Source organism: Variovorax atrisoli 110B, assembly GCF_000382045.1.
In the GTDB taxonomy this organism is placed as follows: domain Bacteria; phylum Pseudomonadota; class Gammaproteobacteria; order Burkholderiales; family Burkholderiaceae_C; genus Variovorax; species Variovorax atrisoli.
On the sequence record NZ_KB907472.1, the window covers coordinates 38973 to 65232 of the forward strand.

Here is a 26260-nt window from a genome sequence, read left to right on the forward strand (position 1 = left end):
AGGTGCTGCAGGAGTAAGTCCGATTCATGAAAGGGAAAGTCCGGATCGATCCTGCCCGGTCGGTTTCGCAGAATGAAAAGTGCACGCTCGTTCGTTTTTGCGTGCCCCCAAACCGATCAACCCACAAGGGAGTTCCGATGATTCGACTGGCGAAGAGGATTGCGGCTTCGAGGACAAGGACGACGGACAGCAAGGACGGCACGGTCCGGCGGATGGCCGGCGCGCTGCTCGTGGGCGGCATGCTCGCGCTCGCGCCCCTGGCGCAAACGGCGCAGGCGGCCGGCACCAGCGCGCAGACGGCCTATCCGATCGTGCTGGTGCACGGCATGCTGGGCTTCGACACCATCGCCGGCATCGACTACTGGTACGGCATTCCGGGCGAGCTGCGCGCGCAGGGCGCGAAGGTCTTCGTCGCCGAGGTGGCGGCCACCAACAGCAGCGAGGTGCGCGGCGAGCAGCTGCTCAAGCAGGTCAAGGACGTGCTGGCGCTGACCGGCGCGAGCAAGGTCAACCTGATCGGCCATTCGCACGGCGGCCCCACGGCGCGCTACGTCTCGGGCGTGGCGCCGCAGCTGGTGGCCTCCGTCACCACGGTGGGCAGCCCGCACAAGGGCAGCAAGGTGGCCGACCTGCTGGGCAACACGCTGCCCGAAGGCAGCCTGAGCCGGGCGGTGGTGGTGAGCGCGGTGAACGCCTTCTCCAGCCTCATCGGCATCCTTTCGGGCAACAACACGCCGCAGAGCGGCCTGGGCGCCCTCGAGTCGCTCAACACCGCCGGCTCCGCGAAGTTCAACGCCAAGTTCCCCGACGGCGTGCCCACCACCGCCTGCGGCAACGGGGCCGAGTTGGTCAACGGCGTGCGCTACTTCTCCTGGTCGGGCACGCAGCCGCTGACCAACGTGTTCGACGCCTCGGACTACCCGCTGTCGCTGCTGAGCGTGGTGCATGGCGAGGCCAACGACGGCCTCGCCTCGGCCTGCAGCTCGCACCTGGGCACCTACCTCGGCAGCTACAGGCAGAACCACCTGGACGAGGTCAACCAGATGCTCGGGCTGCGCGACCTGTTCTCGGTGAGCCCGGTGACGCTGTACGTGAACCAGGCGGCGAAGCTGAAGCAGCTCGGCCTCTGAGGAGACGATGCCCCGCAAGCTCCTGTGGCCGCTCGCGACGGCGGTGGTGCTGGCTGCGGGCGCGGCGTGGTGGCTGGCCGACGGAGAGGAGGCACCGGCTCCCGCGGTCGCATCCGCGGCCCTGCCGGCCGCATCGTCCGCCCAGCCGGCCGTCCCCACCGCCGCGTCCGGCACGAGCCCCCACGCCCCCGATCCGCTGCTGACGCCCGCCCTGCTGCACACCTTCGAGCAGATGCTCGACGGCAGCCAGGCCCGCGACCGGGAAGGCCTGATGGCCGAGATGCGCGCGAAGATCGACAGGTACCTGCCGCCCGAATGGCGGGTGCGCGCGCTGGGCCTGCTGGAGCGCTACATCGACTACCGCACCGCGCTCGAGGCGCTGCCCGCGGCCAGCATCGGAGACCCTGCCGGGCTGCGCCGGATCCTCGATGCGCGCGCCGGCATCCGCTCGCGCTACTTCGCACCCGAGGAGGTGGAGGGCCTGTTCGGCGCCGAGGAGAAATTCGACCGCTTCAGCGTCGAGAAGCTGGAGATCGAGCGCAACGCGAACCTCACGCCCGAGCAGAAACGCCAGGCGCTGGCCAAGACCGAGGAAACCTGGCTCACGCCCGAGCAGCGCGCCGACCGCACGGCCTCCGTCGCGCAACTGGCCGTGGGCGAGCAGACCGCCGCGCTGGAAACACGCGGCGCCAGCCCGCAGGAGCGCTTCGAGGAACGCTCGAAGCAGTACGGCCACGAGGCGGCGCAGCGGCTCGCCGCGCTCGACCAGCAGGAGCAGGACTGGCAGAGCCGCCTCTCGCGCTACGCGGCCGCCGACGAGGCCACACGGGCGCAGCTGCAGGCCGAGCTCTTCACGCCGCAGGAGGCGCTGCGTCTGCAGGCCGCGCTGGAGATGCGGGCGGCCGACGCAAGGAAAAAGGCGGCCGCGCCGCCTTGATTTCTGCCCTTTGCCTGTGCGGCGATCAGGCCGCCACCGGCACCTTCGCCGCGGCCGAAGCCGGCAGGCCGAACACGCGGTCGAAGGCCCAGTTGAAGACGAAGGTGTAGACCAGGAAGAACACCACCAGCCCCAGGTCCATCACCAGCGCCTGCCAGAGCGACACGCCCAGGCCCCAGGCGAACATCGGCACCAGGAAGGCGATCAGGCCGCCCTCGAAGCCGATGGCGTGCGCGATCCGGCGGCGCAGGCTGCGTCCGCGCACGGCCTGGCGCGACTCCCAGCGCTCGAAGAGCGAATTGAAGACCAGGTTCCAGATCACCGCGATGACCGACGCTGCCACCGCCAGGACGCCCGAATGGCCCAGGCCGGCATCCGTCATCAGGGCCAGCCCGGCACTGGCGGCCACGATGGCGATCCCTTCATAGAGGGTGATGTAGACGATGCGGCGCTGAATCCCTTGCATGACTTTCTCTCTGTGTTCGTTGATGCGATGACTGGACTTTATTTGTCATCTGCTGATATAAAAAGTTAACTTGTTTCAGTTTGGCTGATAGATCGGGTGCCATGGTTTTCTCCAGCGACAACGTCGAAGTCTTCCTGGCCGTGATCGACCACGGCTCCTTCTCGGCCGCCGCGCGGGCGCTGCGCCGGGTGCCGTCGGCGGTGAGCATGGCCATCGCCAACCTCGAGGCCGAGCTCGACCTGCAGCTCTTCGACCGCAGCGGCCGCGAGCCCCAGCCCACGGCCGCCGCGCGCTCGCTGGAGCCGCAGGCGCGGCTGCTGGCGTCGCAGCTCAAGCAGTTGCAGGTGCAGGCACTCGCCCTCACCCAGGGACTGGAAGACCGGCTCACCCTGGCCATCGCGCCCGAGCTGCTGGCCGCCCCGTGGACGGGCCCGCTGTCGGAGCTGGCGCGGGAGCATCCGCTGCTGCAGGTCGAGGTGCTTGCCGCGCCGCAGGCCGACGCGCTGGCGCTGCTGCACAGCGGCCGCGCGCAGCTCGCGCTGGTGTTCGAACGGCCCAGCCTCGACGGGCGCGAGGGCTTCCAGGAAGTGGGCAGCGAACTCATGGTGGCGGTGATGGCGCCCGACCACCCGGTGCTCGCAGCCAACGGCGGCCGGCTGCGCGAGGACCACCTGACCAACACCCGCCAGATCGTCGTGGCCGGGCGCGACCTCGCCACCAGCGACCCGCGATTCGTCTTCGCGCGCCACGTCTGGCGCTCCGACAACGCGTTGGCCGCGCTGAGCCTGATCACCGCCGGACTGGGCTGGGGCTGGCTGCCGCGCAACTTCGCGCGGCCGCACGTGGCGGCGGGCGCGCTGGTCGAGATTCCCTTCGAGAACCTCAGCAACGGACTCGACCTGTGGGTGGACGTGGTGTGGTCACGTGAGCGCCCACTCGGCCTGGGAGCCCAGCATTTCGTGAATCTGATCGCCAAGGGACGGGCCGCGGCGGGCGAGTGCAGCCCCAAGGTCAGCGGCGAAGCCGCCGGCCCGACGAACTAGACGACTGGTCTAATAGACGCTAGAGTGCGGCCCATGAACGCCGCCGCTCCCACCACCGACGTCCGCCAGCACATCCTCGACGTAGCCCATCCGCTGCTGCTGCGAAAGGGCTTCACCGGCGTCGGGCTGGCCGAAGTGCTGGCCGCGGCGAAGGTGCCGAAAGGCTCGTTCTATCACTACTTCGGCTCCAAGGAAGTGTTCGGCGAGGCGGTGCTGGAGGCCTACTTCGGCGAGTACCTCGGGCGCACCGACGCCCTGCTGACCGAGGGTTCCGGCACCGCCGCCCAGCGCCTGATCGCCTATTTCGACGACTGGCTCGACTCCCAGACCGGCGAGGAAGCGCAGAGCCGCTGCCTCGTCGTGAAGCTCGGCGCCGAGGTCTGCGACCTGTCCGAGAGCATGCGTGCGGCGCTAGCGCGCGGCACCCGCGGCATCACCGACCGGCTCGCCAGCTGCATCGAGGCCGGCCAGGCCGACGGCTCGATCAAGGCGATGCCGCAGGGGCAGGACGCCCAGGGCGTCGCCGTCGCGCTCTACCAGCGCTGGCTCGGCGCCAGCCTGCTGGCCAAGATCACGCGCGACCGCTCGTCGCTGGACGCGGCGATGCGCGACACCCGGCAACAGTTGGGCCTGTCTTCGGACCACTGAAGGAAATCACCAGGCGGGAGGCGAACGCGCTCCCGCTTTTTTTCGGCCATCTACTAGACGACTGGTCTATTAACCAAGGAGCCACGCTACATGTCCCAGCGCAACACCGTCGACACCGTCAACCGCCGCATCGTCCTCGCCGCCCGGCCGCGCGGCCTTCCCACGCCGGAGAACTTCCGCCTCGAGGAAGCCGCCGTTCCCGCGCCCGGCGAGGGCCAGGTGCTGCTGCGCACGCTGCACCTGTCGCTCGATCCGTACATGCGCCAGCTGATGGACGAGGTGCCGCCGCTCTACGCGCCCGCCTCGGTGCAGGTGGGCGAGCCGATGCCGGGCGGCACGGTCAACCGCGTCGTCGAGTCCCGGAATCCGCGCCTGCGGCCCGGGGATCTCGTGCTGGGCAACGCCGGCTGGCAGGACTACGCGCTGTCCGACGGCCAGGACCTGATGCCGCTCGGCGACATGGCCCAGCCCTCGCTCGCGCTGGGCGGGCTCGGCATGCCGGCCTTCACCGCCCACGTCGGCCTGCTCGACATCGGCCAGCCCAAGGCCGGCGAGACGGTGGTGGTGGCCGCCGCGACCGGCGCGGTCGGCTCGGTGGTCGGGCAGATCGCCAGGCTGAAGGGCGCGCGCGTGGTCGGCATCGCCGGCGGTGCTCAGAAATGCCGCCACGCGGTCGAGGTGCTGGGCTTCGACGCCTGCATCGACCGCCACGATCCGGAGTTTGCAGCGCGCCTCGCGGCCGCCTGCCCCCAGGGCATCGACGTGTACTTCGAGAACGTCGGCGGCGCTGTGTTCGACGCGGTGCTGCCGCTGCTCAACATCGGCGCGCGCGTGCCGGTGTGCGGGCACATCGCCGACTACAACAGCGAGGCTCTGCCCCCGGGGCCCAACCGGCTGCCGCTGCTGACGGCGGCGCTGCTGCAGAAGCGCATCCGCATGCAGGGCTTCGTCATCCTCGACCACTACGGCGAGCGCTTCGATGCGTTCCGGCGCGAGATGGACGAATGGGTGGAGGCCGGGAAGATCACGCTGCGCGAGGACCGCATCGACGGCCTGGAGAACGCGCCGGCCGCATTCATCGGCCTGCTCCAGGGCCGCAACGTCGGCAAGCGCGTGGTGCGCGTCGCCGGAGATTGAGACGGACGGGCGGTGCCGTCAGTGCCGGTGCCCGCCGCCGTGGCCGCCGCCGCGGCCTTCTCCATGTCCACCATGGCCGCCCCCGCGATGCCCTCCCCCGCCAGGATGCGGATGCGGCATGCCCGGCGGCGGCCCCGGACGGAACCCCGGCTGCGGGCGTGGCGGCCTGACGCCGGGATCGATCGGCGGACGAACGCCGGGCGGATGCGGCGGCCGGAACCCGGGACCGGGCGGCGGGCGGAACCCCGGACCGGGAGGGCGGAAACCGGGCCCCGGCTGCCACGGATGCGGCTGCCATCCCGGACGCACCGGCGGCGGCGGACGCCAGCCCGCCACGGGCGGCGGGGGCGGCCGATTGCCCCACCAGCGCCGGTCGCCGTACCAGGGCCGGTCGCGGTAGTAGTCGGCCCAGTAGCTGCCGATCGCGAAGCCGATGATCGGCACGCCGATCAGCGCGCCGTACGTGGCCAGCGGCACGCGCTGCTCCTGGTAGGCGTAGTCGATGCTGCGCGCCCAGACCCAGCCGCGCCCGCCGTCGGGCAGCACCACGTCGCACCAGCCGTAGCCGCTGGTGCAGCCGACCACCTCGAGCGGCTGCCCCGGCCCGAGCCGCGCCACCAGCGGATAGTCGCCCGAGGGACCCGCGCGCAGGTTGACCCCGCCGCGCGTGAAAGCCTGCTGCGCCTGCGCCGCGAGCGGAAGCGCCAGGGCCAGCGCGCCCACGGCAGCCCAGCGATGTGCGAGTGAGTTCATCGCCCCAGCCTAGGCCGGGGGCTCCAGCCCGTCAATCAGCGCACACCTTATTCCAGAAACACCACAGAACCGGCTCCGCCGGCCCGCAGACGTCACCCCCGGAAGAAGGCCGCGCACCGCCACGAAATGCGCGAAGCCCGCAGGAGAGCCAGAAACACCGCGGAACCGGCTTCGCCGGGCCGCAGGTGTTGCCCCCGGAAGGGGGTTGGCGCAGCGACACGAAGTGCGCGAAGCCTGGGGGAGAGCCAGTTAAGCCGCTTCCTTGTAGAAACCAGCCGCGTTGCTGCCCAGCACCCGCCCGGCCATCGGCTCGACCGCCTTGCCGATCGCCGCGATGTGGTCGGGCGTGGTGCCGCAGCAGCCGCCCACGATGTTCACAAGCCCTTCCGATGCGAACTCGTGCAGCAGGCGCGAGGTGACCTCGGGCGTCTCGTCGAAGCCGGTGTCGCTCATCGGGTTGGGCAGGCCGGCGTTCGGGTAGCAACTGATGAAGGTGTCGCCGGCCACGCGCGCCAGTTCCTGGATGTAGGGGCGCATCAGCGCCGCGCCCAGTGCGCAGTTCAGGCCGATGGCCAGCGGCTGCGCGTGGCGCACGCTGTGCCAGAAGGCGGTGACGGTCTGGCCGCTGAGGATGCGCCCCGACGCGTCGGTCACCGTGCCGCTGATGATGAGCGGCAGGCGCTGGCCGCTGTCGTGGAAGTACTCGTCGACCGCGAACAGCGCGGCCTTGGCATTGAGCGTGTCGAAGATGGTCTCGACCAGGATCACGTCGGCACCGCCTTCGACCAGCGCCGCGGTCTGCTCGTAGTAGGCCGCGCGCAGCTCCTCGAAGTTGACGTTGCGCGCGCCCGGGTCGTTCACGTCGGGGCTGATGCTCGCCGTCTTGGGCGTCGGGCCGAGGGCGCCGGCCACGAAGCGCGGCTTGTCGGGCGTGCTGAACTTGTCGCACGCCGCGCGCGCGAGCCTGGCGGATTCGAGGTTCATCTCGCGCGCGAGATGCGCCATCTTGTAGTCCTCCTGCGCGATGGTGGTCGCGCCGAAGGTGTTGGTCTCGATGAGGTCGGCGCCGGCCGCGAGGTAGCCCTCGTGGATGTCGCGGATCACGTCGGGCCGCGTGAGCGACAGCAGTTCGTTGTTGCCCTTCACGTCGCGCTCGAAGTCCTTGAAGCGCTCGCCGCGGTACTGCTCTTCCGTCAGCTTGAAGCGCTGGATCATCGTGCCCATGGCGCCGTCGAGGATGGCGATGCGCTTGGCGAGGATGCCGGGCAGGGCCTGGCCGCGGGTGTAGACGAGGGGCTTCATAACCTCATATTCTCGCTCGCCCCCAGGCTACGCGCACTTCGTGTCGCTTCTCCTCCCCCCTACCGGGGGCAACGCCAGTCGCCCGGCAAAGCCGGTTCGACGGCGTTCCACCTGAACACCCAAGGCCGTTGACGTCAACGGCCTTCGACGAAGTCCAGCACCGCCTCGATCATCCGCCGCACGTGCGGCTGCACGCCCGCCGCCACCTCGGGCAGGTAGTCGAAGGGCAGCTTCTCCTGCATGTAGCTCGACTGCGTCATCTCCAGCTGCACCGCGTGCACGTTCTGCGCGGGGTTGCCGTAGTTGCGCGTGATGTAGCCGCCGGTGAAGCGGCCGTTGAGCACGCCCGTGTAGCCGGTGGCGCTCTCGGCGATGCCCAGCAGCGTCTGCGCCAGCGCCGGGTCGCAGCTGATGCCCTTGCCGGTGCCCAGGTTCAGGTCGGGCAGCTTGCCGTCGAAGAAGCGCGGCAGCACCGAGCGGATCGAGTGCGCGTCCCACAGCGCGGCCACGCCGTGCTGCGCGCGGATGCGGGCGAGTTCCTCGGCCAGCCTGGCGTGGTAGGGCTGCCAGATGGCGTCGCGGCGCTCGGCTATCTCGGCCTCGCCCGGCACGTCGGCAGGGTTCGCGTACAGCGGCGTGTCGTCGAAGGTGTCGACCGGGCACAGGCCCGTCACGCTCTGGCCGGGGTAGAGGCTCGCGCCGTCCGGCGGACGGTTCAGGTCGATCACGTAGCGCGAGTGCGTCGCCACCAGCACCGAGGCGCCCAGTTCGTCGGCGAAGTCGTAGAGCCGCTCGAGGTGCCAGTCGGTGTCGGGCACCTGGCGCGCCTCGTCGGTCAGGCGCGCGGCCAGCGCGGGCGGCACGTGCGTGCCGACGTGCGGCATCGAAATCAGCAGCGGGCGGGTGCCCTGGCGGAAGCGGAAAGGCGGTTCGGCGGTGGTGAAGGCCATGGTGGGGTTGATCAATCCTGGAGTAGTTGGGTGCGCGCGGCCACGAAGGCGGCGGCGGCTTCGTCGTGCAGCGCGTGGCGTCCGGCCGAGACGCGCGGGCGGCCTGCCACCCAGACGCTGTCGATGGCCGAGGTGCGGTGGCTCGCAAAGACGTGGGCGGAAAGCATATCGGGCGCGGATAGTCCCTGCAGCGCGATGTGCGAGGCATCGAGCACCGCGAAGTCGGCCTGCAGCCCTGCCGCAAGCCCGCCCGTGGCGCGGCCCGAGGCCCTCGCACCGCCCTGCACCGCCTCCAGCGTGAGCGCGGTGGCCACATGCGGCTGCGCCGCGCTGGCGCCGACGTTGCGCTGGCGCCTGGCCAGGCGCTGGCTGTATTCGAGCATCAGCAGTTCCTCTGCCGCGTTGACGCTGGCGTGGCTGTCGGAGCCCACGCCCCAGGCGCCGCCGTGGCTGCGCCACTTGGCGAAGTCGAAGATGCCGTCGCCCAGGTTCGCCTCGGTGGTCGGGCACAGGCCCGCGACCGCGCCGCTGCGGGCCGCGTATTCGTACTCGGCGTCGTTCATGTGCGTGGCATGCACGAGGCACCAGCGCTCGTCCACCGGCGCGTGGTCGAGCAGCCATTCGACGGGGCGCAGGCCGCTCCAGGCCACGCAGTCGTCCACTTCCTTGGTCTGCTCGGCGATGTGGATGTGGATGGGCGCGGTGCGGTCGATGGCCTCGAGCCCCGCGACGGCCTCGCGCAAACCTTCCGGCGGAACGGCGCGCAGCGAGTGCGGCGCGAGGCCCAGTCGCGCGCCGTGCGCGTCGCACTGCGGCTTGAGCGCTTCGAGCAGGCGCAGCATCGATTCGGTGGAGCGCACGAAACGGCGCTGCCCCTCGGTGGGCGGCTGCTCGCCGAAGCCGCCGGTCTGGTAGAGCACCGGCAGCAGCGTGAAGCCGATGCCCGCCTTCTTCGCCGCGCGCAGCAGCGCCAGGCTCAGCGTGGCGTCGTCGGCGTACGGGCGGCCGTCCACGTCGTGGTGCACGTACTGGAACTCGCACACGCCGGTGTAGCCGGCTTCGAGCATCTCGGCATAGAGCCAGGTCGCGATGGCTTCCATGTGCTGCGGGCCCAGGCGCGCGGCGAAGCGGTACATCAGCGTGCGCCAGCTCCAGAAGCTGTCGTGCTGCTCGGCGCGGTGTTCGGTGAGGCCCGCGAAGGCGCGCTGGAAGGCGTGCGAATGCAGGTTGGGCATGCCGGGGATCACGGGGCCGGTGGCGGCCTGCGTGTCGACGGGGCGCTGCGCGCCGGGCTGCACCTGCGTGAGCCGGCCCGCGTCGTCCCACGCCAGCAGGACGTCTTTGGCCCAGCCCTCGGGCAGCAGCGCATCGGCCGCGAAAAGAGTTTGTGTCATGCGTTGCCTCCAATGGCGATGCGCCCCTGCCGCACCACGGCGCGCACGGGCTGCTGTCCGAACCAGTAGGCGAGCTCGGCCGCTTCGCGCACGTTCCACAGCACGAAGTTGGCGGGCATGCCGGGGGCGATGGCGCCGTGCGTGTCCTGCAGGCCCAGCGCGCGTGCGGCGTGCACGGTGACGCCGTCGAGCGCCTCGGGCACCGTGAGGCGGAACAGCGTGCATGCCATGTTCACCATCAGCAGCAGGCTCAGCGCGGGCGAGGTGCCGGGGTTGTGGTCGGTGGACACCGCCATCGGCACGCCCGCGGCGCGCAGCGCGGCGATGGGCGGCAGGTGGGTGTCGCGCAGCGTGTAGTAGGCGCCCGGCAGCAGCACGGCCACGGTGCCCGAGCGGCGCATCGCCTCGATGCCCTCGGCCGACAGGTGCTCGATGTGGTCGCACGACAGCGCGCCGTAGCGCGCGGCCAGAGCGGCGCCGCCCATGTCCGAGAGCTGCTCGGCATGCAGCTTCACCGGCAGGCCCAGCGCCTTCGCGGCCTTGAAGACCTGCTCGGTCTCGGCGAGCGAGAAGGCGATGCGTTCGCAGAACACGTCCACCGCGTCGACCAGCCCTTCGGCCGCGAGCGCGGGCAGCATCTCGTTGCAGACGAGGTCGATGTAGTCGCCACTGCGACCCGCGTACTCCGGCGGCAGCGCATGCGCGCCGAGAAAGGTGGTGCGCACCGTCACGCCATAGGCCTCGCCCAGGCGCCGCGCCACGCGCAGCTGCTTGCGCTCGTGCTCCAGCGAGAGGCCGTAGCCCGACTTGATCTCGATGACGCACACGCCGTCGGCCAGCAGCTGCTCGAGCCGCGGTGCGGCCTGCGCGAAGAGCGTGTCTTCATCGGCCTCGCGCGTGGCGCGCACCGACGAGACGATGCCGCCGCCGGCCTTCGCCACTTCCTCGTACGTGGCGCCTGCCAGGCGCATCGCGAACTCGTTGGCGCGCTGGCCTCCATAGACCAGGTGCGTGTGGCAGTCGACCAGCCCCGGCGTGACGAGTGCGCCGCCGCCGTCGTGCGGCTTCAGTCCGGCGAATTCAGCCGGCAGCGCGCTTCGGGCGCCGACCCAGCGGATCGCGCCCTGCGCCACCACGATGGCGCCTTCCACCTTCGCATCGGTGGCGAGGCGGATGCCGCTCCAGAGGCCGTCGGCGGAGGGAAATTCGTTGATGACGGGTTTCATCGTCGTTCCTGTTGTTGCGCCTGCGGGTTACGCCGGCAGGATGCGCACCGCGAGCAGCCGCGCGTCGGCGCCTTCGGGCGTCGCATGCCAGGCCCGTGTCGCATCGGACCACTGCAGGCCTTCGCCTTCGCTGCAGGCTTCATCGTCGAGCCGCCATGCGCCGCGCAGCGCCAGCAGCACGCCGTGCGGCGCGGCCTCGATGGCCGTGGCGCGGTCCAGCACGCGCACGTCGGCGCGCCACTGGCCGCGCCGCGTCATCACGTTGAAGTCGTTGGAGGCGCCGCCGAGCAGCGTGCAGTCGATCGGCTCGTCGCCGCTGAAGGCGAAGGGCTGCAACGGAACGTCGAGCCGGTGCTCGATGCGCCCGTCGTGCGTGAAGAGCCGAACGCCGTCGCCTTCGAGCAGCGTGATGCTGCGGTCCACGCCCGCGAACACCGAGAACGGCCCCGCCGCCGCGATGGTGGCGATGCTCACGCGCCAGCCGAAGCTGTCGAGCCCCGCGCCCTGCGGCCAGCTGGAGACTTCCCGCGTGGTGCCGCCGCCGTTCTTCCATGGCGTGGCAGGCAGCGAGGCGCGCGAGAAACGGAACACGCTGCTCATGAGCGCCCCTCTTGCTCCTTCCCCCTCTGGGGGAAAGTTGGGATGGGGGCAGTGCCCAACGAGCGCTGTGATTGGCTAGAGGCCATCGTGCTCCCACCCCTGCCCTCCCCCAGCGGGGAAGGGAGAAAGACAAATTCCAACGCGCCGCTCATCGCACCATCCCGCCCTGGCGCAGGCGCTGCTCGAAATGCCGCAGCACCAGCGTCATCGTCCCGGTGAGCACGAAGTACACGACCGCGATGGCCAAGTACACCTCCAGCGAGCGATACGACACGCTGATGATCTTCTGCCCCTCGTGCATCACGTCGTGAATCGTCAGCAACGACACCAGCGCCGAGTTCTTGATCAACGCGATGAACTCGTTGCCCAGCGGCGGGATCATGCGCACCACCGCCTGCGGCAGCACGATGTGGCGCATCGCGAGGCCGGGCGTCATGCCCAGCGACTGCGCGGCCATGGTCTGGCCCTTGTCGATCGACTGGATCGCGCCGCGCACGATCTCCGACACGTAGGCGCCCGAATACACGCCGAGCCCCAGCACGCCGCACACGAAGGCCGGCAGCAGGATGCCGAAGTGCGGCAGGCCGAAGAACAGGATGAACAGCTGCACCAGCAGCGGCGTGCCACGGATGGCCGCCACATAGGCCGTGCATGCGCCGTAGAGCCAGCGCCGCTTCGGGTTCAGCCGGCCGATGCCGACCAGCAGGCCCAGCACGCAGCCCAGTGCGAGCGCGCAGGCGGTGATCTCCACCGTGACCAATGCGCCGCGCAGCAGGTCGGGCCAGCCTTGCCAGACTGGCGAGAAATCGAGATCCATCATCAATCCTTCTGGCGGCCGAGCGCCGGGCCGCCCCAAGCCGGCCGCGCCTCCCCCTCGGGGGGTGGAGTTACACGCGCGCAGCGCGTGAAAAGCCGGGGGGCTGTCATTACTTCGTGCTGAACCACTTCTTCACGATCTGGTCGTAGGTGCCGTCGGCCTTCAGCTTCTCGATCGCGCCGTTCACCGCCTTGGTCAGCTCGGGCGTGTCCTTGCGGATGGCCATGCCGTATTCCTCGGTGGTGATCTGCTCGGGCAGCACCTTCAGGCCGCCGCGCGTGCGCACGTACTGGTAGGCGGCGGGCTTGCCGGTCACGGCGGCGTCGGCGCGGCCGATGTCGACGAGGTTGAACATCTCCTGGTTCTTCTCGACTTCCATCAGCTGCACCTGCGGGAATTTCTCCTTGGTGTAGCTCACCGACTTGGTGCCCACCTGCACACTGACCTTCTTGCCGTTGATGTCGGCCGGCGTCTTGATCGCCGTGTTGCCGTCCTTCACCATCACGACGAGGCCGCCCGCGTAGTAGGGCACGGTGAAATCGACCACCTTCCTGCGCTCGTCGGTGATGTAGATGGCCGAGACGGCCATGTCGAAGCGCTTCGAGATGAGCCCCGGCACGAGGCCCTTGAAGTCGATGTCGATCCACTCGACCTTGCGGCCCAGCGTTTTGCCGATGGCCTCGACCAGCTCCACGTCGAAGCCGGTGCGCTTGCCGTTCTCCACGAACTCCATGGGCGGGAAGGTGGCGTCGGTCGCCACGCGCAGCGGCTCGCCCTGTGCGTGCGCGGCGCCCGCGAAACCGAGGATGGCAAGGCCGGAAAGAGCGGCGGCGACGATGGTGCGGCGGGTGTTCATGGCAGGGGACTTTCGTGGTGGGAATGAAGGAAGAAGAAAGAAAAAGGCAGCGCGGCTACTGCAGCGCCCGCGAGATGCGCGCCGCCGTGACGACGGTCATGTGCAGCAATGCAGCTTCCATGCCCTCGACGCGCGTGAGCGGCGCCATCAGCGTGATCGCGCCGCGCAGGCGCCGGCCCGAAGAGAGCACCGGCGCGCTCGCACCCCACACGCCGGCGTCGACTTCGCCGTGGGTCACGGCATGGCCGGCCTCGCGGATGGCGTCGAGTTCGGCGGCGCGCTCGGCGCGGCGCTCGGGGCTTTCGCCGAGGCCGTCGAGCAGGGCGTCGCGCTGGTCGACCGGCATGTGGGCCAGCAGGCACTTGGCGCTGGCGCCGTCGCGGGCAGGCACGCTGCGGCCGCGGTCGAAGGAGCAGCGCAGCGACTGTTCGCTGTCGATCATCTCTAGGCACACGACGCGGTCGTTCACCGCCGTGACCAGCGCCACGCTCTCGTGGCTTTGCTGCGCCAGCAGGCGCATGTCGGCGCGCGCGGCGATCACGAGGTCGGAGTTGCCGTCGAAGCCGGTGGCCAGCTGCACGCTGACCGGGCCCGGCGAGTAGCGGCCGTCGGACTCCATCACGAAGCCCCAGCGGCGCAGCGTGGCGATCTGCCGGTACAGCGTGCTCTGCGACAGGCCGGTGGCCCGCACCAGCTCGGCCGCCGTCATCGCCGCCTTGCTCTGCGCCAGCACCGACAGCACGAAGAGCGCGCGGTCGTTGGCGGGGGCGTCGGTCGGGGGCGTCATGCGATCGGTCGGAGGAATGGAACCGGCGTGCAGTATCTTGCCCGCCGTTCCCACTTCCAAGCCCATATTCCCAGGGAGTGGGAATGGGCCTGCTTTTTCTTTCTACCTTCGGCTTAAGGTCGCGCCCTTCTTCGTGGCGGCGCCCGCCCTCACTTCACCATCGGCAGCTTCAGGCCCTGCTTCTTCGCGGTGGCCACGGCGATGTCGTAGCCCGCGTCGGCATGGCGCATCACGCCGGTGGCGGGGTCGTTGAAGAGCACGCGCTCGATGCGTTTTGCAGCGGCGTCGGTGCCGTCGCAAACGATCACCACGCCCGAGTGCTGCGAGTAGCCCATGCCCACGCCGCCGCCGTGGTGCAGGCTGACCCAGGTGGCGCCGCCTGCCGTGTTGAGCAGCGCGTTGAGCAGCGGCCAGTCGCTCACCGCGTCGGTGCCGTCCTTCATCGCCTCGGTCTCGCGGTTGGGGCTGGCGACCGATCCGGTGTCGAGGTGGTCGCGGCCGATGACGATGGGCGCCTTCAGCTCGCCCTTGCGCACCATCTCGTTGAAGGCCAGGCCCGCGATGTGGCGCTCGCCCAGGCCCAGCCAGCAGATGCGCGCCGGCAGGCCCTGGAAGGCGATGCGTTCGCGCGCCATGTCCAGCCAGCGGTGCGTGTGCTTGTTCTCGGGGAACAGCTCCTTGATCTTGGCGTCGGTCTTGTAGATGTCCTCCGGGTCGCCCGACAGCGCCACCCAGCGGAACGGGCCCTTGCCCTCGCAGAAGAGCGGACGGATGTAGGCCGGCACGAAGCCGGGGAAGTCGAAGGCGTTCTTCACGCCCTCGTCGAAGGCCACCTGGCGGATGTTGTTGCCGTAGTCGACCGTGGGGATGCCCATGGCCTGGAAGTCGAGCATGGCCTGCACGTGCACGGCGCATGACTTCGCGGCGGCCTTCTTCAGCGCATCGTGCTGCGAGGCGTCCTTCATGGCTGCCTGCCATTGCGACACACTCCAGCCGGCAGGCAGGTAGCCGTTGATGAGGTCGTGCGCGGAGGTCTGGTCGGTCACGAGATCGGGCTTCAGGCCGCCGGCCTTCGCGCGCTTCACCAGCTCGGGAAGGACCTCGGCCGCGTTGCCCAGCAGCGCGATCGACACGGCTTCCTTCGCGTCGCAGTGCTGCTTGATGAGCTCGAAGGCGTGGTCGATGTCGCGCGCCTGCTTGTCGACGTAGCGGGTGCGCAGGCGGAAGTCGATGCTCGACTGCTGGCACTCGATGTTCAGCGACACCGCGCCGGCCAGCGTGGCGGCCAGCGGCTGCGCGCCGCCCATGCCGCCCAGGCCGGCCGTGAGGATCCACTTGCCCGCGAGGCTGTTGTTGTAGTGCTGGCGGCCGGCCTCGACGAAGGTCTCGAAGGTGCCTTGCACGATGCCCTGGCTGCCGATGTAGATCCAGCTGCCGGCCGTCATCTGGCCGTACATGAAGAGGCCCTTGCGGTCGAGCTCGTTGAAGTGCTCCCAGTTGGCCCACTTCGGCACGAGGTTCGAGTTGGCCAGCAGCACGCGCGGCGCGTTCTCGTGCGTCTTGAAGACGCCCACCGGTTTGCCCGATTGAATCAGCAGCGTCTCGTCGTCGTTCAGTTCCTTCAGCGAAGCGAGGATCTGGTCGAAGCAGGCCCAGTCGCGCGCGGCGCGGCCGATGCCGCCGTACACCACCAGGTCCTGCGGGCGCTCGGCCACCTCGGCGTCGAGGTTGTTCTGCAGCATGCGGAAGGGGGCCTCGGTGAGCCAGCTCTTGCAGTTGAGCTCGCTGCCGCGCGGGGCGCGGATCACGCGCGTGGGATCGTGGCGCGGGTCGGTGGCGGTATTCAGGGCGAATTTGTCGGGAGCGTTCATGGCGGGTTCTCCTAATCGGGGGGTGTTTTACGAGTGGCTGGGCAGGATGTCGAGCAGCGCGGCCGGCAGATCGGCCTTCAGCGCCCACTGGCGCATGGCTTCGATGTCGGGGGCGAGGTAGCGGTCGGTTTCGAGGAAGGCGACCTGCTGGCGGATGGCGGCGAATTCGGCTTCGACCAGCGGCGAGCTCCTGAGCTTGCGTTTGAGTTCGATGCCCTGGGCGGCGGCCATCGCTTCGATGCCCACCACCACGGCCGTGTTGTTGACCATGTCGGCCAGGCGGCGACCTGCGAAGGTGGCCATCGACACATGGTCTTCCTGGTTGGCCGAGGTCGGCAGGCTGTCGACGCTGGCGGGGTGCGCGAGCGACTTGTTCTCCGAGGCGAGCGCCGCGGCCGTGACCTGCGCGATCATGAAGCCCGAGTTGAGGCCGCCGTCGCGCACGAGGAAGGGCGGCAGGCCCGACAGGCCGCTGTCGAGCAGCAGCGCGAGGCGGCGCTCGGAGATCGCGCCGACTTCGCTCACGGCCAGCGCCACGATGTCGGCCGCGAAGGCGACGGGCTCGGCGTGGAAGTTGCCGCCCGAGATGACCTCGCCGGTGTCGGTGAAGACCAGCGGGTTGTCGGATGCGGCATTGGCCTCGATGACCAGCACGCGCGCGGCGTGCGCGAGGTTGTCGAGGCAGGCGCCCATCACCTGCGGGATGCAGCGCACGGAATACGGGTCCTGCACGCGGCCGCAGTCGGCGTGCGAGGGAACGATCTCGCTGCCGTCGAGCAGCGTGCGCACCGCGCCCGCCACCGCGATCTGGCCCGGCTGGCCGCGCGCGGCGTGGATGCGCGCGTCGAAGGGCTTGATGGAGCCCTGGATGGCTTCGAGCGACAGCGCCCCCGACATCAGCGCCGAGGCGAACACGTCTTCCGCACCGAAGAGGCCCGCCAGCGCGAGCGCGGTCGACACCTGCGTGCCGTTGAGCAGCGCAAGGCCTTCCTTGGGGCCGAGCACGAAAGGCTCGAGGCCGATGTGCTTCATCGCCTCGGCGCCGCTGACCACGCGGCCGTCGGGCAGCGTCGCCTCGCCTTCGCCGATGAGCACGCAGGCGAGGTGGGCCAATGGCGCGAGGTCGCCCGAGGCGCCGACCGATCCCTTGGCGGGGATGCGCGGCATCACGCCCGCGTTGAACAGTGCCAGCAGCGCATCGGCCAGTGCCGGCCGCACGCCGGAGTGGCCGCGCGCCAGGCTCACGGCCTTGGTCGCGAGGACCATGCGCACCACCGGCGCAGCCAGCGGCTCGCCCGTGCCCACGCTGTGCGAGAGCACCAGGTTGCGCTGCAGCTCGGCGAGGTGGTCGTTGCCGATGCGCGTGCTCGCGAGCTTGCCGAAGCCGGTGTTGATGCCGTAGACGACCTGGTCGTTCTCGACGATGTGGCGCACGGCGGCCTCGGCGCGCTGCATGCCTTCGCGCACCGATGCGTCGAGCGCGAGCTTCACGCCGCCGGCCTGGATGCGGCGCAGCGTCGCGAGGTCGACCTGGCCGGGCACGAGGGTCAGGGTGGCGTCTGGATGGGCGGTGTGTTTGCTTGGCATGTGAACCTGTCTATACAAGTAGTTGCGAGTGAAAGCTGAGTCGATGGCGACGACAAAAAAAAGACCTACGGCCCTTCGCGGAACACCGCGGAACCGGCTTTGCCGGGCCGCACCTGTTCCCCCCGGCGAGGGGGTCGGCAAAGCGACGCGAAGTGCGCGAAGACTGGGAGAGAGTTCATTGCGTCAGCCGAAGCTGGGGTTGCCGTCGGCCTTGAAACGGCTGCCCAGGCTGTAGCGTGAACCGGGGTGCAGGCAGCGCACCCACGTCACGGGAACGTTGCGCGACCAGGTGCGGCGCGTGAGCAGCAGGCAGGGGTCGGTGGGCGTCATCGCGAGGCGCTCGGCCTGCTCGGCGTTGGGCAGCACGGCGTCGACCACGTGCTCGATCTGGTCGAAGGGCACGTTGCGCACCAGGTACTCGCTGGGCGGCATCGCGGTGAAATCCTGCTCGAGGTAGTCGGGCACCACCTGCGGGTTGACGTAGCGCTCCTCCAGCTGCACCGGCGTGCCGTTCTCCAGGTGCAGGCACACGCTGTGGAACACCGAGTCGCCGGCGCGCTTGTCGAGCCACGCGGCCACGTCGGTCGAGGCGGCCAGGCGCTCGACCGCGATCATCTCGCAGCGGTAGTCGTGCCCGCGCTGGCGGATCTCGCTGGCGATGTTGGCGATCTGCAGCAGCGTGGACTGCGGCTTGTTCTCCGCCACGAAGCTGCCGACGCCGGCCACGCGCACGATGCGGCCCTGCTCCACCAGCTCGCGCAGCGCGCGGTTCACCGTCATGCGCGCCATGCCGAACTGCGCGACCAGCTCGTGCTCCGACGGCAGGCGGTGGCCGGGCGGCCACGTCCCGTCCTGGATCTTGCGGGAGATGTGATCCATGACTTGCGCGTAGAGCGCGAGGGTCGGCAGGTCGCGTTTCATCGTGTCTTCGTCAGTGCTCCGCCGCGGCCATCGATTCGGCGCGGATCTCTTCGGTCAGGCGTGCCTTGATCTCCATGAACTCCGGCGAGGTCTTGATGGTGTAGCTGCGCGGGTGCGGGAAGTCGACCGCGATCTCGGTCTTGATGCGCCCGGGCCGCGCGCTGAACACCGCCACGCGGTTGGCCATGAAGATCGCCTCGTCGATGTCGTGCGTGACGAACAGCACCGTCTTCTGCGCCGACTCCCAGATGCCCAAGAGCAGCTCCTGCATGAGCACGCGAGTCTGGTTGTCGAGCGCGCCGAAGGGCTCGTCGAGCAGCAGCATCTTGGGGTCGTTGGCCAGCGCGCGCGCGATGGCGGTGCGCTGCTGCATGCCGCCGGAGAGCTGCTTCGGGAAGTGGTTCTCGAAGCCGCGCAGGCCCACCTTGGCGATGAAGAACTCGCTGCGCTCCTTCTGGTCTGCCTCGCTCATGCCGCGCTCGCGCAGGCCGAAGCGGATGTTCTGCGCCACGGTGAGCCACGGGAAGAGCGTGTAGCTCTGGAACACCACGCCGCGGTCGGCGCCGGGGCCCTCGATGCGCTGGCCGTCGAGAAGCATCTGGCCGCTGGTCGGGAAGTCGAGCCCCGCCACGATGCGCAGCAGCGTCGACTTGCCGCAGCCCGAGGGGCCGAGGATGGTGACGAAGTCGTTCTCCTTCACCTCGAAGTCGATCGGCTGCAGCGCCTGCGTGCGCTGGCCCTTGGTGCCCGTGAAGACGCGCGAGACGCCCTGGATGGAAAGCTGATTGCTCACAGCGCGTCCTTCGTCTGCGATTCATTCGGGGAGTGGCGCGGAACCGGCTTTGCCGGGCCGCAGGCGCTGCCCCCTGCAAGGGGGTTGGCGAAGCGACACGAAGTGCGCGAAGACTGGGGGTTGTTCATAGTGACGCCCATGCAAACAAGCGGCGGTTGATTGCCTTGAAGGCGAAGTCCGAAAGCAGGCCGATGACGCCGATCACGATGATCCCGAAGATGATCTGGCCGGTGTTCAGCAGCGCCTGGCTGTCGGTGATCATGTGGCCGATGCCCGAGGAGGAGCCGATCAGCTCCGCCACGATCACGTAGGTCCATGCCCAGCCGAGCACGAGGCGCAGCGTCTCGGCGATGCCCGGCGCGGCGCCCGGGATGAGCACGCGCGCCACGATGCCGCGGCTGCTGGCGCCCAGCGTGTAGGCGGCCTCCACGAGGTCGCGCCGCGCGCCGCCCACGGTGACGGCCACCATCAGCACGATCTGGAAGAAGGAGCCGATGAAGATCACCAGCAGCTTCTGCATCTCGCCCAGCCCCGCCCACAGGATGAGCAGCGGGATGAAGGCCGAGGCCGGCAGGTAGCGGCAGAAGGAGACGAAGGGCTCGAAGAAGGCCTCCACGGCCTTCCAGGTGCCCATGGCGATGCCCAGCGGCACAGCGAACACGGCCGCCAGCAGGAAGCCGCCGAACACGCGCCACACGGTCATGCCGATGTCGCCGATGAAGCCGTACTCGGTGAAGAGCAGCCAGCCTTCCTTGACCATGGTCGGCGGGCTCGCGAGGAAGGTCGGCGGCACGAAGCCTCCGAGCGTGGCGATGGCCCACACGAGCACGAAGACGACGAAGAACGCGAGCCCCAGCAGCACGCGCGCCCGCGTGCCGATGGGCTCCAGCGGCGCGAGCGCGCGGCGGCGGGCCGGCGCGGCGACGGGCGCCGCGGCCTTGGCGGCCTGCTGCGGCGCAGGCGCCGCGACCGCTGCGGCGGAAGGCATCTGCTGCATCTGGGCCACGTTCTTACTTGACGAAGCTTGCATCGAAGGTGGCCGAGAAATCTTCCGGCGCCTTGCGGATCACGCCGGCTTCCAGAAGGATGGGCGTGGCCTCCTTCATGAAGCTGGTGAGCTCGCCCGCGAAGAACTTCTGGTTGGCCGCCTTGTCCTGCCAGCGCAGGAAAGCCGCCGACTTGGCGAACTGTTCGCCGCTCTGCTTCACGGCGGAGCCCATGAGTTCGTTGGACTTCTCGGGCTCGGCCTTGATCATGTCCAGCGCGTCGAAGTACGACTTGGTGAGCGCGGCGGCGGCCTTGGCATTGGCCTTGAGCCAGGTGGGCGCACAGCCGACGGTGTCCATCACCATCGGGTAGTCGAGCGTGGTGGCCAGGATCTTGCCGGCGGCGGGATTGGCGCGCACCGTCGAGAGGTAGGGCTCGTAGGTCATGGCGGCGTCGTTCTGGCCGGCCACGAAGGCCTGGGCCGAGGCCTGCGGCGACAGCGTGGTGGTCTTCACGTCCTTCAGCGACATGCCGTTCTTGCTGAGCATCCAGGCCAGGCCGAAGTAGGGCGCGGTGCCGGGCGCGTCGACGCCGATGGTCTTGCCCTTGAGGTCGGAGAACTTGGCGATGTCGCCGCGCACCGCGAGGCCGTCGGCGCCGTAGGACTTGTCCATCTGGAAGATCTGCACGATCGGCACGCCGTTGGCGTTCCAGGCCACGTGCGTTTCGACGGTGGTGGCCGCGCACTGGATGGCGCCGGAGGCCAGCGCAAGGTGGCGGTCCTTCTGCGGGATCATCTTGAGTTCGACGTCGAGCCCGTTCTTCTTGAAGATGCCGGCCTTGTCCGCCAGCGAGAGCGGCGCGAAGCCGGTCCAGCCGGACATGCCGAGCGAGATCTTCGTCAGATCCTGGGCGGCGGCCGTTCCGGCCATGCCCGCCGCACATGCGCCCGCTGCAACCAGCGAGGCGAACTTCACAACTACCGTCTTGACCATGGGTACTCCTGGGGTCTGTTCTTGGGGAAAGGCTCGGCGGTGCCGCCCGATGGCCGGGTCACGCACGCCTCGCATTGTTGCCAGGCGCCCCAACTTGTATATACAGGATAACCCGAAAGCTCGTTTCTGGTGCATTTGCTTGGGAAATGCACCTTTTTGCTGTCTAGACAAGAAGGGCGCAGGACGGCGGCAACCATTGCAAAGCTCGTGCCACAGTCATATCGGCGGCACTGGGGGACAATCGACGGCCGCCCTCCTCCCTCTTCTTTTCCGACCTCCCCCGCCCGCCGCCTGTGTCTTCCCTCGCCCCCCGCCCCATCGACATCTCCGGCAGCAGCGCCCCCTCCGACATCCTCCACGAGGTCTTCGGCTACGCGCAGTTCCGGGGGGCCCAGCAGGACATCGTCGACCACGTGGTGGGCGGCGGCGATGCGCTGGTGCTGATGCCCACGGGCGGCGGCAAGTCGCTGTGCTACCAGATCCCGGCCATCGCCCGGCAGCGCGCGGGCAAGGGCGTGGCGATCGTGGTGTCGCCGCTCATCGCGCTGATGCACGACCAGGTGGGTGCGCTGCACGAGGCCGGCGTGAGCGCGGCCTTCCTCAACTCCACGCTCGACTGGGAAGAGACGCAGGACGTCGAGCGCCGCATGCTGCGCGGCGAGATCACGCTGCTGTACGCGGCGCCCGAGCGGGTGAACACGCCGCGCTTCCTGTCGCAGCTCGATTCGCTGAAGGAGCGCGGCAAGCTCTCGCTCTTCGCCATCGACGAGGCGCACTGCGTGAGCCAGTGGGGCCACGACTTCCGACCCGAGTACCGCGCGCTCACCGTGCTGCACGAGCGCTATGCGGGCGTGCCGCGCATCGCGCTCACCGCCACGGCCGACGCGCTCACCCGGGCCGACATCGTCGAGCGGCTGCAGCTGGAGGACGCGCGCCAGTTCGTCTCCAGCTTCGACCGGCCGAACATCCGCTACACCATCGTCGAGAAGAAGGACGCCACCACGCAGCTGCTGCGCTTCATCGAGCGCGAGCACGAGGGCGACGCGGGCGTGGTCTATTGCCAGTCGCGCAAGCGGGTGGAGGACGTGGCGGTGCAATTGCGCGACGCAGGCATCAACGCCCTGCCCTACCACGCGGGCCTGGACGCCGCGGTGCGCCAGCAGCATCAGGACCGCTTCCTGCGCGAGGAAGGCATCGTGATGGTCGCGACCATCGCCTTCGGCATGGGCATCGACAAGCCCGACGTGCGCTTCGTCGGCCACCTCGACATGCCCAAGAACATCGAGGGCTACTACCAGGAGACCGGCCGCGCCGGCCGCGACGGCGGCCCCGCCGACGCCTGGATGGCCTACGGCCTGCAGGACGTCGTCAACCAGCGCCGCATGATCGACGAGAGCCCCGCCGGCGAGGAGTTCAAGCAGGTGATGCGCGGCAAGCTCGACGCGCTGCTCTCGCTGGCCGAGGCCAGCGACTGCCGGCGCGTGCGCCTCCTGGGCTACTTCGGCGAGAAGAGCACGCCCTGCGGCAACTGCGACAACTGCCTGAACCCGCCGCAGGTGTGGGACGGCACCGATGCCGCGCGCAAGCTGCTGAGCACCATCTACCGCGTGCAGCAGTTGAGCGGCATCAGCTTCGGCGCCGGGCACATCATGGACATCCTGCGCGGCAAGAGCACCGAGAAGGTCAAGCAGTTCGGCCACGAGCGCATCAGCACCTTCGGCATCGGCGCCGAGTTCAGCGAGGTGGCGCTGCGCGGCGTGCTGCGCCAGCTGATCGCCACCGGTGCGCTGGCGGTGGACGCCGAGGCCTTCAACACGCTGAAGCTCACCGAGGGCTCGCGCGCCGTGCTCAGGGGCGAGACGCCGGTGACGCTGCGCGAATCGGTGTCGTCGCCCGCGGAGCGCAAGCCCCGGCGCGAGAAGGCCGCCAAGGGCGCGCCGCCGCCGGCCGCGGCCAAGCTCGACGAGGCGGGCCGCAAGCGCTTCGACGCGCTCAAGGCATGGCGCGCCGAAGTGGCGAAGGAACACAACCTGCCGGCCTACGTGATCTTCCACGACGCCACGCTGGCCGCCATCGCCGAGCGCGCGCCCGCCTCGCTCGAAGACCTGCAGGGCATCAGCGGCATCGGCACCAAGAAGCTCGAGGCCTACGGCAGCGAGGTGCTGCGCGTCTGCGAGAACTTCTGACGGCCCGAAGAACAGAAAAAGGGGCGCCGCGATGGACACCCGCCAGATGCGCTGCGTGATCGCGATCGCCGAGGCGGGCAGCCTCACGAAGGCGGCCGAGCGGCTGGGACTGGCACAGCCGGCACTCACGCAGACGCTGAACCGGCTCGAGAAGGAGCTCGGCACGCCTCTCTTCACGCGCACGCGCCGCGGCGCCGCGCTCACCGATGCGGGGCAGGCCGTCATCGACGACCTGCGCGCCAGCCTGGCCTACGGCGATGCGGCCACCGAGCGTGCACGCGCGATGGGCGCGGGCCGCGCGGGACGGCTCACCATCGGCTTCGTCACGCATGCGGTCTACGAGGTGCTGCCGAACGCGCTGCGCCGGCTGCGCGCCGAACATCCGCAGCTCGACGTGGTGCTGCGCGAGATGAGCAATGCCGAGCAGGTGGCGGCGCTCGAAGGCGGGCGCATCGACATCGCGCTGCTGCATCCGCCGGTGTCGGTCACGGCCCGGGTGCACGAACTGCGGCTGGGCGAGGAGCCGCTGATCGCCGCGCTGCCCGCTGCCTGGGCGATGGATGACGACGGCTGCGTGTCGCTCGCCGACGTCGCGCGGCACGGCCTGGTCTGGTTCCCTGAGCAGCAGATCCCCGCACTGCGCGCGCAGCTGCTGGGCGCACTGCGGCGCGCCGGCCACGAGACGCGCGTGGTGCAGGACGCCAACCGCACGCTGACCGTGCTCTCCTGCGTGGCCGCGGGGCTGGGCTGGTCGCTGCTGCCGCGCTCGGTGCGCGCGCTGCAGCACGAGGGCGTGCGCTATGCCGAAGTGCGCGACGGCGCGGGGCTGCCGGCCTTCGAGCTTTCAGCGCTGTGGCTGGCGCGCTCGCGGCCCACCTTCGCCGACGCGTTCGCAGCCATGCTGCGCGGCTGAGGCGGCGGCCTCAGTCCCCTCAGTCCAGCTGGATCCTGTTGTCCTTGGCGAGCTTGGTCCACTTGGCGATCTCGGCACGGCGGAAGCTGTCGAGCTCGGCCGGCGTCGAGCCGATCACCTCCGCTCCCAGGGCTTCGAGCCGGCCGCGCACTTCCGGGTCCTTGAGCGCGGCGGCGAATTCCTTCGACAGGCGCTGCGCCACCGGCGCGGGCGTGCCGGCCGGCACGAACACCGCGTTCCACTCGTAGACCTCGTAGCCGGGCAGGCCGGCCTCGGCCACCGTGGGCAGCTGCGGCAAGGCGGGCGAAGGCGCCTTGCCGGTGACCGCGAGCGCGCGCAGCTTGCCGTCCTTGATGAAGGGCATGCTGGAGGCCAGGCTCGCGAAGAACACCGGCACATGCCCCGACATCACGTCGGTGAGCGCGGGCCCGCCGCCCTTGTAGGCCACGTGCGTCATCTGCACGCCCGCCATCGATGCGAACAGCTCGCCCGCCAGGTGCTGCGCCGAGCCGTTGCCCGACGAGGCGTAGTTGATGGCGCCCGGCTTCGCCTTGGCCTGCGCGATCAGGTCCGCGACGTTCTTGAACGGCGCCGACGGGTTCACCACCAGCACGTTGGGCACCCTCACCAGCAGCGACACCGGCGCGAGCTCGCGCAGCGTGTCGAAGGGCATCTTGCGCAGCGCGGGGTTCTGCGCGTGGTTGGACGCGTCGAGCAGCACGGTGTAGCCGTCGGCCGGGCTCTTGGCGACGAGGTCGCCGCCGATGGCGCCGCCCGCGCCGCCGCGGTTGTCGATCACCACCGGCTGGCCCAGCTTCGCCGAGAGCTTGGGCGCGATGATGCGCGCCACCGCGTCGACGGTGCCGCCGGGCGGATAACTCACGACCAGCCGCACTGGCTTGGACGGCCACGCCTGGGCGTGCGCGCCCAGGCTGCCCAGCAGCAGGGCCGCACCGGCGAGTGCGAGCGGAACGGCGCGCAGCAGCCTGGCGCGAGTGATTTCGCGGGTGATTTCATTGGTCATCGGTGATGTCTCCTGTCTTGAACTTGAAAAGCCGCGCCGGCGTGTCGACCAGGATGCGGCGGCGCTCGGCGGCGTCGGGCACCCAGCCGGCCAGCGCTGCATGGGCGGCGGTGTAGTCGGCGATCTCGCGGTGCTGGGTATGCGGCCAGTCGCTGCCCCACACGAGGCGCCCGGCGCCGAAGGCCTTCAGCAGCGCCTGCGCGGCATCACGCGCGTGGGCTTCGGTGGCCGTGGGCCAGTTGCGGTAGGCGGCCGAGAGCTTGACCCAGATGCGCCCGCAGTCCGCGGCGCGCAGAAGCCAGGCGAAGCCTTCGTCGTCGGCGGGTGCCGATGCGGGACGGCCGAAATGGTCGACCACCAACGCGCACCCGGCATCGAGCACCGGTTGCGCGGCCAGCGCGAGATCGCGCGATTCGCGATGCAGCTCCACATGCCAGCCCAGCGCATTCGCGCGGGCGAAGAGCCGCTGCCAGTCGGGCCGGGCGAGATCGGGCAGCGGCATGCCCACGATGTTGAGGCGGACGCCGACGACGCCGGCTTCGGCCATCGCCTGCAGCGTGGCGTCGTCCACCATCGGATCGACCACCGCCACGCCGCGCAGGCGCTCCGGGGCAGCGCGCAGCGCGTCGATCAGGAAGCCGTTGTCGGTGCCCAGGAAGCTGGGCTGCACCACCACGCCGTGCGAGACGCCGTGCGCGCCGAGCAGCGCGAGGTATTCGGCCAGCGTCGCGTCGTAGTCGGGTGCATGCCGCCGCGCCGCGGCGAGCGGCAGGCCGCGCACGAACACGTGGGCGTGGCCGTCGATGGCGGTGATGGGAGCGGAAGGCACTGCGTCGTTGTCTCTGTCGGATTCTTCGTGCGTCCGCCGCAAAGCGGACGTGGGCGAGTATCCGGAGCACGGCGCCTTCCGGGAACCTGTCTCCCGGTTGTGTTTGGA

General features: G+C 69.9%; 25 protein-coding genes. 7 read left to right on the forward strand and 18 right to left on the reverse strand.

The window, feature by feature from the left end:
• The first annotated feature begins 212 nt into the window (after window positions 1-212).
• A complete protein-coding gene (locus tag G369_RS0133465) occupies window positions 213-1130 on the forward strand; it encodes an esterase/lipase family protein (RefSeq protein WP_019658438.1) in 918 nt (305 codons plus the stop codon).
• Window positions 1131-1137: 7 nt separating this feature from the next.
• Window positions 1138-2067 (forward strand): lipase secretion chaperone, encoded by a 930-nt coding sequence (locus G369_RS36780; RefSeq protein ID WP_019658439.1) that lies wholly within the window; start codon window positions 1138-1140, stop codon window positions 2065-2067.
• A gap of 25 nt (window positions 2068-2092) precedes the next feature.
• Here the strand turns inward: G369_RS36780 and G369_RS0133475 are convergent, their stop codons facing one another.
• Window positions 2093-2533 carry a PACE efflux transporter gene (locus G369_RS0133475; RefSeq protein ID WP_019658440.1) on the reverse strand — a complete coding sequence of 147 codons (441 nt, stop codon included), beginning with the start codon at window positions 2531-2533 and terminating at the stop codon, window positions 2093-2095.
• A 101-nt stretch (window positions 2534-2634) separates the two neighbouring features.
• Here G369_RS0133475 and G369_RS0133480 point away from each other — a divergent pair, with 101 nt between their 5' ends.
• The 3 genes from G369_RS0133480 to curA all read left to right on the forward strand — a co-directional run bounded on the left by G369_RS0133480 (window position 2635) and on the right by curA (window position 5361).
• Window positions 2635-3576 carry a LysR family transcriptional regulator gene (locus G369_RS0133480; RefSeq protein WP_019658441.1) on the forward strand — a complete coding sequence of 314 codons (942 nt, stop codon included), beginning with the start codon at window positions 2635-2637 and terminating at the stop codon, window positions 3574-3576.
• A 33-nt stretch (window positions 3577-3609) separates the two neighbouring features.
• Window positions 3610-4224, forward strand: coding sequence for a TetR/AcrR family transcriptional regulator (locus G369_RS0133485; protein WP_019658442.1), 615 nt, complete (start codon window positions 3610-3612; stop codon window positions 4222-4224).
• A gap of 90 nt (window positions 4225-4314) precedes the next feature.
• Window positions 4315-5361, forward strand: a complete 1047-nt coding sequence (gene curA, locus G369_RS0133490) for an NADPH-dependent curcumin/dihydrocurcumin reductase (protein WP_019658443.1) — start codon at window positions 4315-4317, stop codon at window positions 5359-5361.
• Window positions 5362-5379: 18 nt separating this feature from the next.
• Here the strand turns inward: curA and G369_RS0133495 are convergent, their stop codons facing one another.
• From G369_RS0133495 to G369_RS0133565, 15 genes are all read right to left on the reverse strand, one after another.
• Window positions 5380-6114, reverse strand: a complete 735-nt coding sequence (locus G369_RS0133495) for an SH3 domain-containing protein (RefSeq protein ID WP_019658444.1) — start codon at window positions 6112-6114, stop codon at window positions 5380-5382.
• A gap of 249 nt (window positions 6115-6363) precedes the next feature.
• Complete coding sequence (locus tag G369_RS0133500; RefSeq protein ID WP_019658445.1) at window positions 6364-7416, reverse strand: homocysteine S-methyltransferase family protein; 1053 nt, start codon at window positions 7414-7416, stop codon at window positions 6364-6366.
• Between the two features lie 134 nt (window positions 7417-7550).
• Window positions 7551-8366: an N-formylglutamate deformylase gene (gene hutG / locus G369_RS0133505; RefSeq protein ID WP_020723436.1), complete on the reverse strand. Its 816-nt coding sequence runs from the start codon at window positions 8364-8366 to the stop codon at window positions 7551-7553.
• An 11-nt stretch (window positions 8367-8377) separates the two neighbouring features.
• Window positions 8378-9760 (reverse strand): formimidoylglutamate deiminase, encoded by a 1383-nt coding sequence (locus G369_RS0133510; RefSeq protein WP_019658447.1) that lies wholly within the window; start codon window positions 9758-9760, stop codon window positions 8378-8380.
• A complete protein-coding gene (hutI, locus tag G369_RS0133515) occupies window positions 9757-10986 on the reverse strand; it encodes an imidazolonepropionase (RefSeq protein ID WP_019658448.1) in 1230 nt (409 codons plus the stop codon). The genes G369_RS0133510 and hutI overlap by 4 nt, the downstream gene beginning before the upstream one ends.
• 27 nt (window positions 10987-11013) lie before the next feature.
• Window positions 11014-11586: a HutD/Ves family protein gene (locus tag G369_RS0133520; protein WP_019658449.1), complete on the reverse strand. Its 573-nt coding sequence runs from the start codon at window positions 11584-11586 to the stop codon at window positions 11014-11016.
• Between the two features lie 148 nt (window positions 11587-11734).
• A complete protein-coding gene (locus tag G369_RS0133525; protein ID WP_026346849.1) occupies window positions 11735-12403 on the reverse strand; it encodes an amino acid ABC transporter permease in 669 nt (222 codons plus the stop codon).
• Between the two features lie 109 nt (window positions 12404-12512).
• The gene (locus G369_RS0133530) at window positions 12513-13259 is read right to left on the reverse strand and encodes a transporter substrate-binding domain-containing protein (protein ID WP_019658451.1); all 747 of its coding nucleotides are present in this window, start codon (window positions 13257-13259) and stop codon (window positions 12513-12515) included.
• Window positions 13260-13314: 55 nt separating this feature from the next.
• Entirely contained in the window at window positions 13315-14046 is a 732-nt protein-coding gene (locus G369_RS0133535) for an IclR family transcriptional regulator (protein WP_026346850.1), read from the reverse strand.
• A gap of 149 nt (window positions 14047-14195) precedes the next feature.
• Window positions 14196-15917, reverse strand: coding sequence for a urocanate hydratase (gene hutU / locus G369_RS0133540; protein ID WP_019658453.1), 1722 nt, complete (start codon window positions 15915-15917; stop codon window positions 14196-14198).
• A 27-nt stretch (window positions 15918-15944) separates the two neighbouring features.
• Window positions 15945-17504 (reverse strand): histidine ammonia-lyase, encoded by a 1560-nt coding sequence (gene hutH / locus G369_RS0133545; RefSeq protein ID WP_019658454.1) that lies wholly within the window; start codon window positions 17502-17504, stop codon window positions 15945-15947.
• A gap of 183 nt (window positions 17505-17687) precedes the next feature.
• On the reverse strand, window positions 17688-18425 hold the full coding sequence (gene hutC / locus G369_RS0133550; protein ID WP_019658455.1) for a histidine utilization transcriptional repressor HutC: 738 nt from the start codon (window positions 18423-18425) through the stop codon (window positions 17688-17690).
• A 10-nt stretch (window positions 18426-18435) separates the two neighbouring features.
• Window positions 18436-19218 (reverse strand): ABC transporter ATP-binding protein, encoded by a 783-nt coding sequence (locus tag G369_RS0133555; protein WP_019658456.1) that lies wholly within the window; start codon window positions 19216-19218, stop codon window positions 18436-18438.
• A gap of 124 nt (window positions 19219-19342) precedes the next feature.
• Window positions 19343-20248 carry an ABC transporter permease gene (locus G369_RS0133560; RefSeq protein ID WP_019658457.1) on the reverse strand — a complete coding sequence of 302 codons (906 nt, stop codon included), beginning with the start codon at window positions 20246-20248 and terminating at the stop codon, window positions 19343-19345.
• A complete protein-coding gene (locus G369_RS0133565; RefSeq protein ID WP_019658458.1) occupies window positions 20229-21200 on the reverse strand; it encodes an ABC transporter substrate-binding protein in 972 nt (323 codons plus the stop codon). The genes G369_RS0133560 and G369_RS0133565 overlap by 20 nt, the downstream gene beginning before the upstream one ends.
• 293 nt (window positions 21201-21493) lie before the next feature.
• Between G369_RS0133565 and recQ the strand changes: the two genes are divergently transcribed.
• Window positions 21494-23386, forward strand: coding sequence for a DNA helicase RecQ (gene recQ, locus G369_RS0133570; RefSeq protein ID WP_019658459.1), 1893 nt, complete (start codon window positions 21494-21496; stop codon window positions 23384-23386).
• A gap of 31 nt (window positions 23387-23417) precedes the next feature.
• Window positions 23418-24299: a LysR family transcriptional regulator gene (locus G369_RS0133575; RefSeq protein WP_019658460.1), complete on the forward strand. Its 882-nt coding sequence runs from the start codon at window positions 23418-23420 to the stop codon at window positions 24297-24299.
• Window positions 24300-24318: 19 nt separating this feature from the next.
• Here G369_RS0133575 and G369_RS0133580 read toward each other — a convergent pair whose 3' ends face one another.
• Both G369_RS0133580 and G369_RS0133585 read right to left on the reverse strand, forming a co-directional pair.
• Window positions 24319-25323 carry a tripartite tricarboxylate transporter substrate binding protein gene (locus G369_RS0133580; RefSeq protein WP_019658461.1) on the reverse strand — a complete coding sequence of 335 codons (1005 nt, stop codon included), beginning with the start codon at window positions 25321-25323 and terminating at the stop codon, window positions 24319-24321.
• Window positions 25313-26152, reverse strand: coding sequence for an amidohydrolase family protein (locus G369_RS0133585; RefSeq protein WP_019658462.1), 840 nt, complete (start codon window positions 26150-26152; stop codon window positions 25313-25315). Before G369_RS0133585 ends, G369_RS0133580 begins: the two co-directional genes overlap by 11 nt.
• Window positions 26153-26260 lie beyond the last annotated feature (108 nt).